This is a genomic window from Treponema socranskii subsp. socranskii VPI DR56BR1116 = ATCC 35536, assembly GCF_000468115.1.
Lineage (GTDB): Bacteria > Spirochaetota > Spirochaetia > Treponematales > Treponemataceae > Treponema_D > Treponema_D socranskii.
Map to the genome: position 1 here is coordinate 160,328 of NZ_AVQI01000080.1, position 18,379 is coordinate 178,706.

General features: G+C 50.4%; 15 protein-coding genes and 1 tRNA gene. 9 read left to right on the plus strand and 7 right to left on the minus strand.

Annotated features, from left to right (window positions below):
* Window position 1: 1 nt before the first annotated feature.
* A complete protein-coding gene (cmk, locus tag HMPREF0860_RS11570; RefSeq protein ID WP_021331475.1) occupies window positions 2–571 on the plus strand; it encodes a (d)CMP kinase in 570 nt (189 codons plus the stop codon).
* Window positions 572–593: 22 nt separating this feature from the next.
* The gene (locus HMPREF0860_RS11575) at window positions 594–1,421 is read left to right on the plus strand and encodes an HhH-GPD family protein (protein WP_021331437.1); all 828 of its coding nucleotides are present in this window, start codon (window positions 594–596) and stop codon (window positions 1,419–1,421) included.
* Window positions 1,422–1,695: 274 nt separating this feature from the next.
* Here HMPREF0860_RS11575 and HMPREF0860_RS11585 read toward each other — a convergent pair whose 3' ends face one another.
* A complete protein-coding gene (locus HMPREF0860_RS11585; RefSeq protein WP_021331455.1) occupies window positions 1,696–2,484 on the minus strand; it encodes an SDR family NAD(P)-dependent oxidoreductase in 789 nt (262 codons plus the stop codon).
* A gap of 99 nt (window positions 2,485–2,583) precedes the next feature.
* A tRNA-Val gene (locus HMPREF0860_RS11590) sits at window positions 2,584–2,657 on the minus strand.
* Window positions 2,658–2,823: 166 nt separating this feature from the next.
* Here HMPREF0860_RS11590 and eda point away from each other — a divergent pair.
* From eda to HMPREF0860_RS11610, 4 genes are all read left to right on the plus strand, one after another.
* Window positions 2,824–3,807 (plus strand): bifunctional 4-hydroxy-2-oxoglutarate aldolase/2-dehydro-3-deoxy-phosphogluconate aldolase, encoded by a 984-nt coding sequence (eda, locus tag HMPREF0860_RS11595; RefSeq protein WP_021331499.1) that lies wholly within the window; start codon window positions 2,824–2,826, stop codon window positions 3,805–3,807.
* A 6-nt stretch (window positions 3,808–3,813) separates the two neighbouring features.
* Window positions 3,814–4,524, plus strand: coding sequence for a tRNA 2-thiocytidine biosynthesis TtcA family protein (locus tag HMPREF0860_RS11600; RefSeq protein ID WP_021331457.1), 711 nt, complete (start codon window positions 3,814–3,816; stop codon window positions 4,522–4,524).
* A gap of 153 nt (window positions 4,525–4,677) precedes the next feature.
* Entirely contained in the window at window positions 4,678–7,620 is a 2,943-nt protein-coding gene (gene uvrA, locus HMPREF0860_RS11605; RefSeq protein ID WP_021331462.1) for an excinuclease ABC subunit UvrA, read from the plus strand.
* A 7-nt stretch (window positions 7,621–7,627) separates the two neighbouring features.
* Window positions 7,628–11,065: an LPS-assembly protein LptD gene (locus HMPREF0860_RS11610; RefSeq protein WP_021331448.1), complete on the plus strand. Its 3,438-nt coding sequence runs from the start codon at window positions 7,628–7,630 to the stop codon at window positions 11,063–11,065.
* Between the two features lie 152 nt (window positions 11,066–11,217).
* Here HMPREF0860_RS11610 and HMPREF0860_RS11615 read toward each other — a convergent pair whose 3' ends face one another.
* The 3 genes from HMPREF0860_RS11615 to HMPREF0860_RS11625 form a co-directional block, all read right to left on the minus strand.
* Window positions 11,218–11,901 (minus strand): hypothetical protein, encoded by a 684-nt coding sequence (locus HMPREF0860_RS11615; protein ID WP_021495795.1) that lies wholly within the window; start codon window positions 11,899–11,901, stop codon window positions 11,218–11,220.
* Between the two features lie 149 nt (window positions 11,902–12,050).
* Window positions 12,051–12,617: a DnaJ domain-containing protein gene (locus tag HMPREF0860_RS11620; protein WP_021331504.1), complete on the minus strand. Its 567-nt coding sequence runs from the start codon at window positions 12,615–12,617 to the stop codon at window positions 12,051–12,053.
* A 14-nt stretch (window positions 12,618–12,631) separates the two neighbouring features.
* Window positions 12,632–13,921 carry a glucose-1-phosphate adenylyltransferase gene (locus HMPREF0860_RS11625; protein ID WP_021331479.1) on the minus strand — a complete coding sequence of 430 codons (1,290 nt, stop codon included), beginning with the start codon at window positions 13,919–13,921 and terminating at the stop codon, window positions 12,632–12,634.
* A 136-nt stretch (window positions 13,922–14,057) separates the two neighbouring features.
* Here HMPREF0860_RS11625 and flgF point away from each other — a divergent pair, with 136 nt between their 5' ends.
* The 3 genes from flgF (at window position 14,058) to HMPREF0860_RS11640 (ending at window position 16,612) form a co-directional block, all read left to right on the plus strand.
* Window positions 14,058–14,858 (plus strand): flagellar basal-body rod protein FlgF, encoded by an 801-nt coding sequence (gene flgF / locus HMPREF0860_RS11630; RefSeq protein WP_016520396.1) that lies wholly within the window; start codon window positions 14,058–14,060, stop codon window positions 14,856–14,858.
* A gap of 34 nt (window positions 14,859–14,892) precedes the next feature.
* On the plus strand, window positions 14,893–15,687 hold the full coding sequence (flgG, locus tag HMPREF0860_RS11635; protein WP_016520395.1) for a flagellar basal-body rod protein FlgG: 795 nt from the start codon (window positions 14,893–14,895) through the stop codon (window positions 15,685–15,687).
* A gap of 400 nt (window positions 15,688–16,087) precedes the next feature.
* A complete protein-coding gene (locus HMPREF0860_RS11640; RefSeq protein ID WP_021331492.1) occupies window positions 16,088–16,612 on the plus strand; it encodes a rod-binding protein in 525 nt (174 codons plus the stop codon).
* Between the two features lie 608 nt (window positions 16,613–17,220).
* Here HMPREF0860_RS11640 and HMPREF0860_RS11645 read toward each other — a convergent pair.
* Together HMPREF0860_RS11645 and HMPREF0860_RS11650 are read right to left on the minus strand one after the other, a co-directional pair.
* Entirely contained in the window at window positions 17,221–17,568 is a 348-nt protein-coding gene (locus HMPREF0860_RS11645) for a hypothetical protein (RefSeq protein ID WP_021331491.1), read from the minus strand.
* On the minus strand, window positions 17,552–18,202 hold the full coding sequence (locus tag HMPREF0860_RS11650) for a sister chromatid cohesion protein PDS5 (protein ID WP_021331484.1): 651 nt from the start codon (window positions 18,200–18,202) through the stop codon (window positions 17,552–17,554). Before HMPREF0860_RS11650 ends, HMPREF0860_RS11645 begins: the two co-directional genes overlap by 17 nt.
* Between the last annotated feature and the right edge of the window lie 177 nt (window positions 18,203–18,379).

An 18,379-nucleotide genomic window follows, 5' to 3' on the forward strand; every position in this document is an offset into this window, starting at 1 on the left:
TATGGCACGGTATAAAATTAAAGACGGCAGGGAACTCCGCATTGCAGTTTCGGGAAAATCCGGCTGCGGCAATACGACGGTGAGCTCGCTCCTTGCACGTTCTCTCGGCATCAAACTTGTCAATTATACGTTCCGTCAGCTCGCCGAAGAAAGAGGGCTTACGCTCGAACAAGTTATCGAAAACGCGAAAAACGACGACGGCTATGACAGATATATCGACACGCATCAAGTGGAACTCGCCGAAAAAGAATCCTGCGTACTCGGTTCTCGCCTTGCGATTTGGATGCTCGAAAAAGCCGACATAAAAGTCTATCTCAAAGCGAGCGACCTCGCGCGTTCTCGGCGCATCTTCAAACGCGAAGGAGGCGATTTGCAGAGCATCGCCGATTTTACCGCGATGCGCGACAGAGAAGATACGAAGCGTTATAAAAAAATCTACGGTATCGACAACGATGCCTACGAAAAAGTAGCCGATATCGTCATCGACACCGAATGCAAAACTCCTGAAGAGATCGCGGACGATATCCTTTTGGAGCTTGCATCCCGCGGTTTTGTCGAAAAGGTCGGTTAAGCGGATGCCTTGCACAAAAAGCATGACATTGACTCAAGACGCGGTAGACGATTTTCGAGCGGCGATTATTAAAAATTATAAAGAGCGCGCGAGGATTTTTCCGTGGCGGAAAACGCGCGACGCGTACAAAATACTCGTTTCGGAAATGATGCTGCAGCAGACACAGACACTCCGCGTCGTTCCGAAATACGAAGCGTGGATCGAAGCGTTTCCCGATGCGCCCTCTCTCGCTTCGGCGCCTTTTTCGGATGTGCTTGCGCACTGGAACGGCCTCGGCTACAACAGGCGGGCGAAGTATCTGCAGGAAGCGTGCAGGGAAGTGTGCGCTTCTTACGGCGGAAAATTTCCCCGCGAAAGAAAACTCCTCGAATCTCTTCCCGGGATCGGACCGTATACGGCGGGCGCCGTAGCGGCCTTTGCGTTTAACAAAGCCGAAGTCTTTATCGAAACGAATATCCGCTCGGTGTTTATTTTTTTCTTTTTCGGAAACACAAACGAAAAAGTATCGGATGCGGAAATTCTTCCTCTCGTCGAACGGACGCTCGACAAAACGAATGTACGCGAATGGTACTGGGCGCTCATGGATTACGGAGCCGAGCTTAAAAAGCGCGTGCAAAATCCGTCGCAAAAAAGCGCGCACTACGTGCGGCAGTCCCCTTTCCGCGGCTCTCTCCGCGAAGCGCGCGGCGCCATCGTTCGGCAGCTTACCGAAAAAAAATCGGCCACGCTTTCGGAAATTGCGCGCTCGGAGGGCATCTCTCTTTCGCGCTTGGAAAAAGCCGCCCTTCGTTTGCTCGAAGAACGCTTTGTGTGCGAAACGAAGGGCGTATACCGCGTACGGGAAGACTGAGAAAACCGTATATTTATGCAATGATGCGGGCAGTAAAAATTAATAATTTTTTTCCGAAATTTGCAAAAAACCGTGCAAAATCGGCCCGTTTTAATGGGGTTGGTGCGATTTTGCCGAATAATTTTATTTACATAAATATGCATCTGTATAGCATATTTATGTATTCGAATGTGACGCTTTCATATTTGAATATAAGGATCTCACCATAACTCCGGCATAAGTTCACATCATCCTTCGTCAGCCTGTCCAACCCATATACAAGTTTCCTCACTCACTATTTCCTATACGGGCGCTTCCAGTGTTCGTACGTAAAACGCGCGATCGTATATCGGCCGAGCCATCGGCTTGCAGCGGCAAAAAATTTCCACTTCCATCTCATAAGCACGATTTTCTTTCCTCGTCTCGCGCGCTTTAAACAGTGCGCAACTACCGTATCCGAAGCGATGCCGCGGAGCACTTCTTTGCGCGCTCCGTTCGATGCAACGCTTGCGAATTCGGTGCTGACCGATCCCGGGCAGAGCGCGCACACGCGTATGCCGCGCTGTCGTACTTCGGCTGCGAGCGCGAGCGTAAAACTCAGCACGTACGCTTTCGTTGCTGCGTAGACGGCAAAGTTTCCGAGCGGCGAAAATGCTGCGAGGCTTGCCGTATTGATGATGAGGGAACCGCATTTCATGTACGGAAGCGACACGCCGCAGAGTCCGGTGAGCGCTGTACAGTTTAGGTCTATCATATCGAGTTCGCGCATGACGTCGGTTTCCGAAAAGGGGCCGTAAGTGCCGAAGCCGGCGTTATTGACGAGTATGTCGACCGTAAAATCTCCTGCTTCTTTTTCGAGCAGCCGTGCGAACCGTTCGACTCCTTCGCGTCCGCGTATGTCCATCGCGACCGCGCGCGGGACGACGCCTTTTTGCGATTCGATTTTTTCGCAGAGCGCATCGAGCTTTTCTTTTCTGCGCGCGATGAGCCAGAGTTCGTCGCAGTTTTTTTGTCGTGCGATCTGCAGCGCGAATTCCGCCCCCATACCTGAACTCGCTCCGGTGACGATGCCGATTTTTTTCATGCGTCAAGTATAGACGATAACCGCTTTCCGAGCAATTGTACACAGACCTAACCGGAGATGTATTGAAACAGCGGGAAAAATAAAAATACCGCTTTCCGATGCGCGATACTAGAATCGAACTAGTGACCCCAAGCGTGTCATGCTTGTACTCTAACCAACTGAGCTAATCGCGCACCTGAAAGCGGTGTAATGTCCACTGTAGCGGATATCGAGCATTTCGTCAAGATGCGGATTTACACGTGCATATACGTGAATTTGCGCTCTAATCGTTTTACTGTACTTTTGTTCGGTGTCCGTGTTATACTGGCCGAAGCGAAAGTATTATGCGGGGGTATCGATATGTTTGAAAAGGAATACGATGTATTGCATAAAACGGGTATCGTTCCCGTAGTCGCGCTCGATTCGCCGGATAACGCAGTTCCGCTTGCGAACGCTCTCCTTAAAGGCGGCATCACTGCGATGGAGATCACCTTCCGCAATCCGTCCGATTATGAAGGAAGTGCGCGCGCGATACGCGACGTACACGAAAAAGTTTCCGCGATGACTGTCGGAGCCGGTACCGTGACGAGCGTCGAGCTTGCAAAGGCGGCAATCGATTCGGGTGCAAAGTTTATCGTCTCTCCGGGTTTTAAAGAAGAGGTCGTCGATTATTCCGTCTCGCACGGTATCGTAACATACCCCGGAGTTTCTACGGCGAGCGAAATTACGGCGGCCGCTGCAAAAGGTCTTTCCGTGCTCAAATTTTTCCCTGCAGAAATTTCAGGCGGCTGCGCTGCGCTCAAAGCTTTTGCCGGTCCCTTTCCGCGTATAAAATTTCTTCCGAGCGGCGGATTGAATCTCGACAATATGGCAAATTATTTTGCGCTGTCGAACGTCGCGGCCGTTTCTGGCAGCTGGATGGTGAAAGGCAGCCTTATCAAAGCGAAACGATGGGATGAAATTACACGCTTGTCGAAAGAAGCGGTCGAAGCTTCTCTCGGATTCGCTTTCGCACATGTCGGCATAAATTTTCACGGAGAGGGCGAATGCGCGGAAGGCGTCAAAGAACTCGAAGCGTTCGGATTTAAAGGCGTCGAAGGCGAATTGTCGTGGTTTTGCGGAACCGAATTCGAATTGATGAAAAACGGCGTAAAAGGTAAAAACGGACACATCGGAATTCTAACGTACAATATCGAACGCGCGCTTACGTACCTTGCCGCCTACGGTTTTAAGCCGGTCGCCGACAGCGCTCAGTGGACGGGGGATGCGAAAAAATCGCCGCTGAAATTCATCTATCTGGACAAAGAGATCAACGGTTTTGCCGTCCATTTGAAAAAGCGCTGAAGCGAGATGGCCTCTCATCCGAAACTGCAAAGCCTTATCGATAAAGCCGTTTTCGATTACGCGATGATCGAAGACGGAGATCGTATCCTCGTGGGCGCGTCGGGCGGAAAGGATTCGACCGCTCTCACAGAGTATTTTGCGCTCCGCTCATTGCGCCCCGATTGCAGTTTTTCATATAAAGCCGTCGCGATACAAAGCGATTTTGCGCCCGCTTTTCCCGAAGGCATCGCGCGCTTATTTTGCGAGTGGGGCGTGCCCTTTGAAATCATCGGCGTCGACGTGCTCGCGCGGCTCAAAAAGGGACAAAAGATGAACTGCTGGTGGTGTTCGACGCAGCGGCGGACGGAACTTTTGAATTACGCGATCGAACATAAATTCAATAAAATCGCGCTCGGTCATCACCTCGACGATATCCTCGAAACGCTTCTCATGAATATGCTCGAGCGGGGCGAACTTTCGACGATGCCGCCGAAGCTTTCGTATAAAAATTATCCCGTTACGATTTTGCGCCCGCTGTGCTATGTCGGCGAAAAAACGCTTGTCGATTACGCCCGGCAAAAAGGTTTTGCATCTTCCGTCTGTACCTGCGATTATCAGGATAATTCGGGAAGGAAAAAAGCGCGCCTTTTGCTCGAAGGGCTTACCGGCGGAAACGATGCGAAAAAGATGCGCCTCTTTTTATCGCTGAGAAATATCCGAAGCGAATACCTGCCGTAGACTTCGCAAAACCTTTTTGCAGGGTGAGTGCAGCCGATTTTTTCGTTATATGCTATTTTTTAGAGAATATAGTTTTTGATGCGGCTGCTCTGTTTTCCATAGATGTCCGCCGCCTTGAGCGCGAAGCTCTTATGCGCTATACTTATGTGTACTATGGCATCATCCGCATCTTATCAGTTGAAAAAATATGCGAAAAATATCGCGCCCGTCACGGGCGAAAAAATAAGTATCAGAGGTGCGCGCGAGCACAATCTGCAAAACGTCGACATCGATTTGCCGCGCAATAAACTCGTCGTGCTTTCCGGTCTTTCCGGTTCGGGGAAATCTTCGCTCGCGTTCGACACGCTCTTTGCCGAAGGGCAGCGGCGTTATATGGAAAGCCTCTCGTCGTACGCGCGCCAGTTTTTGGGTACGATGGACAAACCCGACGTCGATTTGATCGAAGGGCTTTCGCCTGCGATTTCGATCGAACAAAAATCGACGAATAAAAACCCTCGTTCGACGGTCGGCACGATCACCGAAATCTACGATTATTATCGGCTTCTCTTTGCACGCATCGGGCAAGCGCACTGTCCGAACTGCGGACGCGAAATCGCCGAACAGTCGATCGACCAAATCATCGACACGATGATGAGCTGGCCGGAGGGTACGAAGGTGCAGATACTTTCGCCGGTGGTGCGCGGAAAAAAAGGCGAACATCAAAAAGTATTCGAAGACGCGCGAAAAGCGGGGTTTGCGCGCGCGCGGGTGGACGGCGTTATGGCCGATTTGGAAGATACGGTCAAACTCGACAAGCAAAAAAAACACACGATTGAAATCGTCGTCGACAGAATTATCATTTCGCCTTCCGTACGCAAGCGTTTGGCGGATTCGGTCGAAACCGCGCTCAAAAGTTCGAACGGTACCATCATCGTCACGAAAAAAAACGATGCTGCAGGCGGGGAAGCATCTTCGGAAGCCGAAGTGTTTTTTTCGCAAAAGAACGCGTGCCCCTTCTGCGGTATTTCGATTCCCGAACTGCAGCCGCGCCTCTTTTCATTTAACAATCCTTTCGGCGCTTGTCCCGAATGCACCGGTTTGGGCGAAAAGATGGAATTCGATTTGAATCTGATGATTCCCGACGAATCGAAATCTTTCGACGAGTGGGCTATCCTTCCGTACAATCCTTCGTCCGCGTGGAATACGGCGCGCATGCAGGGGCTTGCGGACGCGTATAAATTTACGCTTTCGACGCCGATCGAAAAATTGACAAAAAAACAGAGAGATGCGCTTTTGTACGGCACGAAAGACGCTATCCACTGGGAATACGAAAAGCAGAGCGGAGAAGGGTATTCTGTGTACGATCAGGCGTGGCCGGGTCTCTTCGACGATATGAAGCGGCGCTACACGGAAGCGTGGGGCGACCAGATGAAGACGAACCTCGAAAAATACATGGCGCACCGCGAATGCGCCGCGTGCCGCGGAAAAAGACTGCGTCCCGAAGCGCTCGGAGTGACGGTCGGCGGAAAAAATATTTGGGAAATCACCGAATTTTCCGTTCTCGATTCGATCGATTTTTTCGACAAGATACGATTGACGAATTCCGAAAGCGAAATCGCGTCCCAAGTTTTAAAAGAGATACGCTCGCGCCTGCGCTTTTTGAAAAACGTCGGACTCGATTATCTGACGCTTGAGCGTGCGGCGGAAACGCTGTCGGGAGGCGAAGCGCAGCGGATCAGGCTTGCCACGCAAATCGGAAGCGCCCTCGTCGGCGTCATGTACATACTCGACGAACCGTCGATCGGGCTGCACCAGCGGGACAATCAAAAACTGATCGACACGCTGACCTACCTCCGCGACGCGGGCAATACGGTTATCGTCGTCGAACACGACGAACAGACGCTTCGAACCGCGGACTACCTCGTCGACTTGGGACCGGCGGCGGGCGTGCACGGCGGCCGCGTCGTTGCGGCGGGAACGCCCGAACAGGTTTCGCGCGTCGCCGAAAGCGTTACGGGTCAATACCTCGCGGGAAAATTGCGCATGGCGATTCCGGCGGAGCGGAGGGGCGGCAACGGGAGCCGTATCGAACTTACGGGAGCGACCGAGCACAATCTGAAAAACGTTTCCGTAAAGATTCCCCTCGGTACTTTTACATGTATAACGGGCGTTTCGGGATCCGGCAAATCGACGCTGCTTTCCGACGTGCTCTATCCCGCGCTCAGCAATAAGCTTATGCGTACAAAATACTCTGTCGGCAAATTCGAAAAGATCGAAGGCGTTTCGAATATCGACAAAGTTATCAATATCGATCAAAGCCCCATCGGGCGCACGCCTCGGTCGAACCCCGCGACATACGTCGGGCTTTTCAGCGGCATACGCGATCTCTTTGCATCTCTTCCCGAAGCGAAAGCGCGAGGCTACGGCCCGGGCAGATTCAGCTTTAACGTAAAGGGCGGCAGGTGCGAAAATTGTCAAGGAGCGGGGACTATCGTCATTGAAATGAATTTTTTGCCCGACGTGTACATCCAGTGCGACGTCTGCGGCGGAAAGCGATTTAACAAAGAGACGCTCGACGTAACGTACAAGGGCAAAAACATCAACGACGTGCTCAATATGACGATCGAAGAAGCGTGCGATTTTTTTGCGGGCATCCCGCACGTTGCGCGCAAACTCGAAACGCTGAAGTCGGTCGGCCTCGGCTATATCCAGCTCGGTCAGTCGGCGCTCACACTTTCCGGCGGAGAAGCGCAGCGCGTAAAGCTTGCGACCGAACTCGCGCGCACTTCGACGGGTAAAACGATGTACATACTCGACGAACCGACGACCGGTTTGCACTTTGCCGATGTCATGCTGCTCATGGAAGTGATCCGGCGCCTCGTCGATGCGGGAAATACGGTGATCATGATCGAACACAACCTCGACGTTATCTGCCAAGCCGATTGGATAATCGATTTGGGGCCGGAAGGCGGCTTCCGCGGCGGAAATGTCATCGCAAAAGGGACGCCAGAAGAAGTCGCAGAAGTCAAACAGTCGTATACGGGCTCTTATATCAAAGAGATGCTCGAACGTGAAAAGCGCCGTCCCGCCGCAAAAAAATCGACACGGAAAAAATGATTAAAAGATGATTGCGCCGAAATGCCGTATCATAACATTATTGATTTTTTCGCTTATCTTTTTTTCCGCCGGTGTACATCGCGCAGCTGCGGCGGAGGGAAACGATGCGTCTCGGGCAAATCCTCAAACGGAAAAAGAAACTTCCGCATCCGCAGAAAAAGAGACGGCCGCCGATGCGTCTTCTTCACGTACGGTGCAGGATGAAAAAACCGTCATCACGATAGAGCATTCGCAAGCGACATCGTACGAAAAAAACAAAGAGACGGGAAACGATACGATCGTGCTGAACGGAGATGTCCGTATTTCCGTTGCAAAGGGAAACACGAAAACGACGATCCGCGCCGAACGGATTACCTACGACAGAAAGACGAAGATGATGTACGCGTCCGGCGGTGTGTCGATGGAACAGGCGGGGGGCGCGGCCGGCAACAGTACGGCAACCGCGTCGTCACTCATGTTCAACACGTCCACGCTCGAAGGCGTGTTCGACGACGGGCGCATCGTACAGACGCAGACGGATTCGATCAATCTGCCGTCGGGTTCGACGCTCATCGTCGCATCCGATATGTTCGGCAGAAGCGAATCGAATACGGTCGCTTTTAAAAACGGAAGTCTCACGTTTTGCGATGACGAAAATCCTCACTGGCACATCGACGCGACGCGCATTTGGCTGCTTCCCGGCGGCGAGTTTGCGTTTTTCAATGCGCTCTTATACGTCGGCGTCGTGCCCGTGCTCTACCTTCCGGCATTTTATTATCCGAAAGACGAACTCATCTACAATCCCGTATTCGGTTACGACGTACGGCGCGGGTATTTTATTCAAACGACCGCTTATCTCTACGGGCGAAAGCCTCTCTACGTTCCAAAAGACTCGTCGAAAAGCAGCAACGACAGCGACGACAGCGATAACCTGAAAGCGCTGTTCAATTTTATACGGCCGTCGACACTGAAAAAACAAAAGCTCGAAGGGATCGTGCTGCACAACCTCGACGAAGACTATACCGGCGGCACAGCGAATTATTTTAAGATTATAGGCGACTGGTATTCGAACCTCGGATTTTTGACCGGCTTTGAAGGAGTCTTTAAGCCGAACGATTATATCACCGAAGTTACTTCATCGGCACAGCTTGCGTTCAGCAATACGGTGTTTCGGGATTCTTCCGGAAACCATACGCCCTATGCGGCGTCGGGAAAACGGTATTACGATACGTCCAATTTTATGGGCATCGAAATGCCGTTCCGCTACGGCGCGAATTTTAAATTCGTTTTGAGTAAGCCGTTTTCGTTTACGCTGTCGATGCCGATCTATTCGGATCCATTTATCACCGACGATTTTTCGGAGCGCAACGAAACGATGGATTGGATCGGTTACCTCACATCGATGGGAACCGATTCAGGGGAGACGAAGACGGTAAAAGAGATATCGTCGTTTTCATGGACGCTCGCAAGTTCGTATTCGCTGCCGTCTTCCGTTCGGGCAGCTCCATATATTTCATCGTTGTCGCTGTCGCTCAACGCGTCGGTCGTATACAGTTCCGTCTTTAATAATTCGCTTTCGGGTACGGACAATTTGAAAACCTATTCGCCGGAACGCAAATTTTATTATCCGTCGCAGATCACGCCGGCGACGGCTTCTCTTTCGCTTACGGGAACGCTCTTTTCGTATCCGGAGAAGGGAACGAATGCGGCAAAAAAGAACGCGCCCGAAGTGCCGCTCATCGCTCCCGACGAATTGAAAACGGCAAAGGAGATTGCCGAAGAAAAAGCGAAAGCAGAACAAGCGGCAAAGGCTGCAGCGAAGGCGGACGGAAACGGTGCGCCGGAGGACGGCAAAACGGAAGCCGAAAAAACGGGCGAAGGGCAAAGCGAAAGCGGAACACATGATAAAGCGCATACGGATGTCGATGACGCTGCGAAAGACGATGCAAAGTTTTTCGAAAAAACGCTGCCGTCTCTCACGGCCGTAGCTCCCGCCGTTACGGTAATTCCGGGTTTCGATTATAAGCTTTCGTATTCGCTGAAGCCGACGTTTACCTCTCAGATCGCGTATTCGTCGACGGGTTTGAGCAAGCCCGAAGATTTTCAATGGAGCAAAGTCCGATCTTCGATGTATACGCTTAAAACGCCGCTTTCCCTCGATTCCGTTGCGAGCTACGGCGGGAGCTTTTTTACTCTTACGAACGGCCTGTCATACAACCCCGTTGTTCAGCGGCACCCGTATATTTCGACGGATACGGCGACGGGCGGCTATACGCAGAGCGCCGTCAATTCGCTCAAAGTGGCGGACTTTAAAGCGTCGATACAGGAAATCGTCAATACGAATTCGGTGAGCGTAAAACCGCTGTACTATATCGGTATGTTAAAAAACACCGGCATTTCGTATAATTCGACGATTAAGCTGTTCAGAAGCGAATTTCTCGGAACCGATGCCGACAATCCCGACTGGAGATATTACGGTCCCGATTTTACCGATAAGGATTCGGTAACCGCTCATCAGCTCGCCTTTACCTATGCGATGAACGAGAGTGACGCTTTTTCGCAGTCCCTCGTGCTTTCGATGACGCTTCCGCCGCAAGTCGACGAATACACGGGAACCCTTTCGCTTGCCTTTCCGTTTACGACGTTTTCGCTTTCGACGGGATTCAAACAAAAAAGCGTAACCGATACGACATGGGAGCGAAAGCTCATACAGCAAGCGTTTACGCTTTCGCTTTTTAATAATACGTTCAAGTTTACGCAGTCGTACAATTATAATTGGGATAAGTATCACGACGATGCGCTGCGCTTGACGCTTGCGTGGCAGGGACTCGAGGCTTCTTACACGATGTCGTATACGAAGGGCTACGATTTCAATGCGGCGACGGGATGGCAAGTGCGATCGCAGGAAGCGTTTTTGCCGTATTCGCTTTCGCTTTCCTATACGCTGCCCAAAGATACGTGGTACGTTTGGAAAAACCGCATCAAAATCGCACCCGGACTTTCGACGAGCGTCGTCGCAGACCTCCTTCGTCCGACAAACAGCTATTTTCTGTTTACTCCGTCGCTCAACTTTGAAATTAATAAATTCCTTACATTCACCTTTTCTTCGACGTCGCGCAATTCCGTGCTCTATCGTTATTTCCAAAAAATACTTGGAGAAGCAGGACGGATTCCCGGCGAAACAAACGTGCTTTTCGATTTACTCGATTCATTCCGCTTCGACGACGAAAGCAGGCGAAAAGCGTCGGGCTTTAAACTGCAGAGCTTAAACTTTACGCTGACGCACGACCTGCACGATTGGGATTTCAATACGACGTTTAAAGTTGCGCCGCGCCTCGTGACGGACAAAGCTAAAAAATATTACGATTTTAATCCCTATGTGACGATTTCGGTCGTGTGGCGTCCGATGGAAAGCATGAAGACAAAGATCGTCGATAAATACGGAGAGTGGGAATTGAATCCGTAAGCGGCGATCGGGCAGGGGAAGGGCGGCGATCGTTTTGCCGTCCGTAAAATCGATTGCACTTGTTTTATAAAGAACGCCGAGCAATTCACATGAGAAATGACCGGCGCTCGTATAGGGGCTGTCGAAAAAGTAACCGCCTTTTGAGACAGTCTCTATTTGGTTCGAGAAAGCGTACCGGTGATGCGCAACACGTTGTCTTTAAATGGAAATTTTACGTTTCCGTCATAGTGATACGCGGCATCGGAACTGAACGCATCGTCCGCAAGGGGGATCTTGCTCCAGTCCAAATCCGCCATATTGCTTACGTCTCCACCTTGTTTTAGGTATTCGGGTTTGATGACAAAGCCGTCGCCTTTTTTATCGGTAACGTTTTTTGCGATCTTTGAGCCGGTCAGCAGATTGAAGTTTCCTTTATTATCGGTTTTCAATTCGAACGCATTCGTTTTGCGGACAAAGCGCACGGTGATGACTCCTGCGTCTTTCGTCACTTGAAGCGCGTGGTTCTTTGCAAGCTTGCTATCGGCGATCGCAAATAAAAACACGCTGCGCAGACCTGCAGGCATAGCGGCTTTTCTGGCATCTGCCGGTTCGGCAAAGCGGACGGCGTTGAACGCTTTTGTAGAACCGTTGAGACTTGCACCGGATGCGGCATCGAATTTATCCTTTACGCTTTGGTTTCCGACCGTCCACGTGAAATAATCGGCTTCGTGATTTTTTAAGCTGAGATCCATTTTGAAATCGATCTTTACGTCGGTCGCAGGATCCGCTGCGGCAAACGAAAGTGCTACGGCAAAAAGCAGCGCCGACAGTACGCGCGTGAGTATTGTTTTTTTCATTGGTATACCTCCATAAAAACTTATGCCGCTCCGATTGTACAAGGAGAGACGGAACGTGCGGTTATGTTATAGCGGATTTTATAAATATTAGCAATAGGTAACTTATCGGTGCGTATACACATTTGCGCGTATTTCGAAAATCACGCTCTTTACCCGAGAGACGCCTTATACGTGCGTATCGCGTTATACGCTTCGACGATTTCTTCGGTCTTTTTGTGCGCGACGCGCTGTACCGTTTCGTTTTCGCTGTTCGAATCGGGATGGAAGCGTTTGAGCTTTTTACGGTACGCGCTCCGTATTTCACTTTCGTCCGCGCCCGCTTTTACGCCGAGCGTTTCACAGGCTTTTTTGATGTGATCCGGCAGCACTTCGAACGGACGCGCCCTCTCGGCTCCGTTTTCGCTTTTGAGCACTTCACCGCGCCGTTTTTTTCCTTTTGCGTTTAAAACAGTTTCGAGCTTGATATTCGTGCCGCCTCTTTGCCCGCCGCGCATTGCCGTACGCTGCGCTTCCGTTCGGTTTTTTGTCTGCGCGCTGCCGTTTGATGCACGAAGCATATCCGCTTCTCCGGCTTTGCTCCTCGTTTTGAAAGCGTACGAACGCTCGTCCGTGCCTGCATTCGTTTCGGCTTTTTTTTCACCGCTTTTAGGAATCTCGCCTTTTTCGAGCGCGGCTTTGAGCAAATCGCCGAGCTTATCGTACATCGAATCCGTCACGAAAACGAGCCGCCTTAAATCACCGTACCCGAAGGGATGACCGCGCCCTTTCTGATGACGATGATGCCGTCGGCGCAATAAAACAAGCCGTGGTCGCCTTCTTCGTACTGGTTTCCGCTTACGTTGATGGAGCAGTTGTCACCGATGTGCACGTCTTTATCGATTATCGTGCGCGCGATGCGGCAGTTTTTTCCGATGCCGAGATCCGGTATATTGTGTTCGGCGTTGTAGCGTTTGGACGCTTCGGTTTCGTAGGCATCGGCGCCCATCATAATCACGCCGTCGAGCGTACTTCCCGTTTCGATGATCGAGCGAATACCGATAACGCAGTGATTGAGGCGGCTTTCGGTGATAATGCAGCCTTCAGCCGTGAGAGACGCGTTTATGTCGGCTTTATTGATTTTCGACGGCGGGAGATTCGGAATGTGCGTATAGATCGGCTCGTCTTCGTCGTAGATGTTGAACTGCGGAGTCGTTTCGGTCAAATTGATATTCGCTTCGTAAAAACTGCCGATCGTTCCGATATCTTCCCAATAGCCGTCGAAGATGTACGAATTGATCTTTTTCGTTTTTATCGCTGCGGGAATTATCTCTTTTCCGAAATCGGTCATATCATTGTCGAGCATTTCATCCATGACGGGAGCGTTGAAGATATAGATACCCATCGACGCGAGATATTCTTTTTCCGGCGGCAGATTGCCGCGCGAGCTTTCGGGGATTTTCCAATCGTCGATATTCATGTCCCGTGCGGGCTTTTCCATGAATTCCGCGATGCGGTTTTCGCCGTCGATCTTCATAATGCCGAAGCCCGACGCGTCGCTCCTGTTTACCGCCGTCGTCGCAATCGTTACGTCGGCACCGCTTTCGAGGTGGGATGTCATAAAATCGCGCAAGTCCATGCGGTACAGCTGATCGCCTGAAAGGATGATATAGTGCGTCGGTTTTTGCGGTTTAAAGTGCGGAAAATTCTTCCGCACCGCGTCGGCGGTTCCTTCGTACCAGCCGGTGTGTTCGAGCGTCTGTTCTGCGGCCAGTATTTCGACAAAGCCGTGCGAAAAGCGGTCGAAGTTGTACGAATTGCTGATGTGCATGTGCAGCGAAAACGAATTGAACTGCGTGAGCAGGTATATTTTTTTGTAGCCTGAATTGATGCAGTTTGAAATCGGCACGTCGACGATGCGGAATTTTCCACCGAACGGAACGGCCGGCTTCGAGCGGACTTTTGTGAGCGGAAAAAGCCGCGTTCCTTTTCCGCCTCCGAGAATGATCGAAAGAACGCATAAATCTTTTTCTTTATCGGGCATCATACCTCCCGTGCTTTGAATCGCTGTAAAATCAAAGCATATCTGTAATTCAGTATAAAGCATGACTGCGTATTTTGCAAATTATTTTTGCTAAACACGGCGTTTTTCTTCGCCGATACAATAAGAGAGGATATTTATGATACGCGGTTGGTATATAGGCGCAAGCGGCATGAACGGCGAGCAGAACAGACTCGATGCGATTTCGAACAATCTTGCAAACGTGGATACGACGGGCTACAAACGGGATGTCCGCGTAAGCAAATCGTTTTCGGAACTCCTTTTACGGCGGACGAACGCTGACGGCGTTTACGAAACACCCTTCGGCAGCGCGGACGCCGCTCCGATTATCGGAAAGCTCGGACTCGGTATCGAAACGAACGAACAGTTTACCGATTTCGAACAGGGCTCATTTAAAACGACGGGTACGAAAACCGATTTTGCGCTCGGCGGCAAGGGATTTTTTACCGTGCAGACGCCGATCGGCGAGCGCTATACGCGGAACGGAAACTTTTTTATCGGTAAAGAGCGCATCCTCGAAACGAAAGACGGCTATCCCGTTATGGGCGAAAAAGGCATCATCACGCTTGAAAACGATCGGTTTACCGTGCGGGAAGACGGGAAGATAATCGACGAAGAGGGCAACGAAATCGACAGACTGAAAATCGTACGCTTCGACAACGAGCGCTATTTGAAAAAGATGGGAGAGAGCCTGTACAACACGAACGATATCGCAGGCCCCGCCTATATCGCCGAAGGAAACGAACGCCCGCGCGTTTTGCAGGAATACGTTGAAACGTCGAACGTAAACGTCGTCAACGAAATGGTGCGGATGATCGAAGTGAACCGCGCGTACGAAGCGAATCAAAAGACGATTCAAAGCGAAGACGCGATGATGGAAACGCTGTGGTCGCGCGTCGCGCTCTATCAGCACGGATAAACTAGGATGATTTAATAAGGACAGCGAGGACGATATGGTCAGAAGTTTATGGACGGCTGCGACGGGTATGAACGGTCAGCAGACGAATATCGATGCGATTTCTCACAACCTTTCAAACGTCAATACGACCGGCTACAAACAGCAGCGCGTCGAATTCGAAGATTTGATATATCAAACGGCAAAGCTCGCCGGCACGCCCGCGACCGAAGACACGGTGACGCCCGTCGGCATCCAGCAGGGGCACGGCGTCAGAGTCGGCGCGACGCAGCGCATCATGCATCAGGGCTCGCTCCAGCACACCGGAGTTTCCACAGACGTCGCCATCGTCGGAGACGGATTTTTCCGCGTGCAAAAATACGACGGCAGCTACGCCTATACGAGAGACGGTTCGTTTCAAGTCGATTCGACCGGCCAGCTCCTCACATCCGACGGTAACCGCGTTATGCCGGAAATCATTTTACCGGAAGGCTACGACGTGCAGACCCTCGTCATCAGTCAGGACGGAAGGGTCGGCGTAAAGATAAACGGAGAGACGGAGCCGACGGAAGTAGGACAGCTCGAACTCTACCGCTTTCCGAACGAAATCGGACTTGAAGCCGACGGCGACAACCTCTTTAAAGTGTCGAACGCGTCAGGCGCTCCGATCGCAAGCCGCCCGGGCTTTGAGGGTATGGGAAAACTCGAACACAAATTCCTTGAAATGAGCAACGTATCCGTCGTCAACGAAATGGTCGCGATGATCGTCGCGCAGAGAGCGTACGAGTTTAACAGCAAAGCGATTCAAACGTCCGACACCATGCTCGGTACTGCGGTGAGCTTAAAGCGCTAAACCGCGTCACTTGAACGAGCGCGAAGCGCGAAGTTCCCCGAGCAAACGGCATTGCCGCTCAGACCGATGGCAAGCAAAATTTCGAAGAAATTTTGCGCAGTCCGATTCCGATTACGGTCTGCCGCGGTGAACGGCAGTGTCGCTGCCGGGAGTGTAGCCGATTTTTTACGTTACACGTTATTTTTAGAGGATAGTGTGTCTCATGCGTAAGACATGGGATATTCGTACTTTGCGCAAAAGTTTTTTGGAGGAACGATAAAAAGCGGTGTCTAAGATATCGCCGCCGCTTTTTATCTCGAGTTTGCAAGGCAAACTCGACTATTCGACGTGTGCGCTTGTGCGCACATCAAAAAACTTTTTCGAAAACTGAAGTTTTCTGCAAAAGTTTTTTGGAGGGAAAATGAAGATAAGCAGCGTCAACTCGTCGTTATTGAACGGAACGGAAACGATGCAAAAAGCGCGGGAAGCGGGCGAGGGCGCTTCTTTTTCCGATTTGGTAAAACGCATACGCTCATCCGCTTCCTTTCAAAGCGCATCCGTCGCATCCGAACGGGTTGTCGAAGACGGGCGGTTAAACGGAGATTTCGCTTCGGGCTTTTCGAATACGTTTACGAACGAAAGCGATAAAAAAGCGCTTCCCATCGGAGCTGCGGCAAACGGCGCGGGTGTTCACGCAAAAAGCGCGACGATCGACAGGACGAGCAAACTCTACGAAAAATCGCTCGAACTCGAATCCTACATCGTCAAAATCATGGTGTCGTCGATGCGCAGCACCGTTACGAAAACCTCTCTTTTCGGCGGCGACAGTTTTGCTTCTAAAATGTACGAAGACATGATGTACGACGAATACGCGACACAGCTTACGAAAAACGCCGGTTTCGGTTTGGCAGATCAAGTGTACTTACAGCTCAACGTACAGGCGTAATTTCTTTTCGGTATAATTACGGTGGTGAGCGCTGCAAGGATTCGGCGCGAACGCAGAGTGCGGGAACTTCCTCCGACGCACGGCAGAGATGCCGTATCGTAACCTTGCACTACAGCCGCTTTTGTAAAGGAAAAATGCGGTAGTGAGAGGGCTGTTTCAAAAGTCGGTTACTTTTTCGACAGCCTGTCGAGTTTAAAATTAAGTCCTTGTATCGTAATGACTTGATTTTAAACGTCGCATAGTACATCAAGGAAACTTTCCAAAAACTGTAGTTCTTGGAAAACTGCGAACGGCCACTGCTCGGAATCTACGTGATGAAGTCGAAAGGCGAAAAACGCTTGGCGCGTTTTTCTTTTATCCGTGAGGAGGCTTTTATACCTCATCTTTTCGGATGTAATAAAAGGTATGAAAGCCGACTGCAATTCCTTATGAGGACAACATACCCCGACGCCGCGTGAAGCTTCGCTGCGAGGCTGCGTCGGGGTATGTTGATTAAAAAACTGCTATTTCTCCCGCGTATTCAAGTGCTTTTTGTATCAATATGCCTTTTGCGCCCAAAGTAAATGCGATGTCGCTGCTACGGATCGCCAATAATTTGTCTCCGGCTTTTATATAAGCGTCCGCATTAATGACGGCGTAAGTCGAACTCCGTTATCTTTTAGGGGAAGCCAACCGTATTTTCTTCCCTTGTATGAAATCAATTCTCCCTCTTTTACGTTCCTTTCCGCAAGGTTCGGATTTTCTTTCAGGATGTGATTCAGCTTTGAGCGGGAAAGCAGCGGTTCGCTCATTACGCAAAATCCGCCCGTCTGTTTGCTGCCGGAAACGATGTAAATGTACCGTTCTTCTTGTAATTTATATTCTTCTACTGCCGATGTCGGAAAAATTATTTTTCCGTTTTCCCGTATGACCGACCAGCCGAAGATATATTTTCCGCCCTTACTCATCTGCGGCATGCTTGCTTTCCTCCAATGCTTTTTTCGTTATGCGGATTGCACCGCTCGTGTGAATACGGACAACGGGATGAGAATCATGTTCGGCAAACCGTTCCAATTTTTCCAAATACGGCTCTACGGAATGCGGCAGCCGTTTTCCCATCACTCGAAACATTTCAGGTGCTTCGATTCGTACTCGCTCTCCTTTATCCGATATCAACGCATAAAATAAATCCAATTTGTCGCAAAAGAACTCCGGCGCATTCGTTGCAATATTTTCACAAGCCCACACAAACGCAAGTCGTACTGTCTCCGCTGTGTCGGAACACATTTTTATCAATGCTTCGAAATAGGGAAGTATTAAAGCTTTGTCCGCTCTGCCTATTCGTCCCAATGCGTTTACCGATCGCGCTCTCAGTTTCGGATTGTCGTCCTTCAGATAGTCGGCTATTTGTTTAATATGCGGTTGTATGAGAGAAGGATAATATAATCCCATTTCACCGAGGAGCCACAAGGCTTTTGCTTTTACATCTTCTGAATAGTGTTTACCGAGTTTTAGTGCGACATCATCGATTGCCGTTTTCCAATTTGTCTTATCGTTTGTTATCGCTCTTAATTCTTTCAGTATCGTTTTATCGGCTGTTTGATTCGACACTGCTTATTATTCTCCGTACATATTCTTTGTAAGTATATAACGCCAAAGTGCGGTTTACGTCAAGAAATGGCTGTATGATAGGAAACGCTCATAAATTCTCGATCTCCGATTCCGAGAGACCGGTCATCCGCTGTATAAAATCGACAGAACAGCTTTCTCGCTGCATCAGCTTTGCCG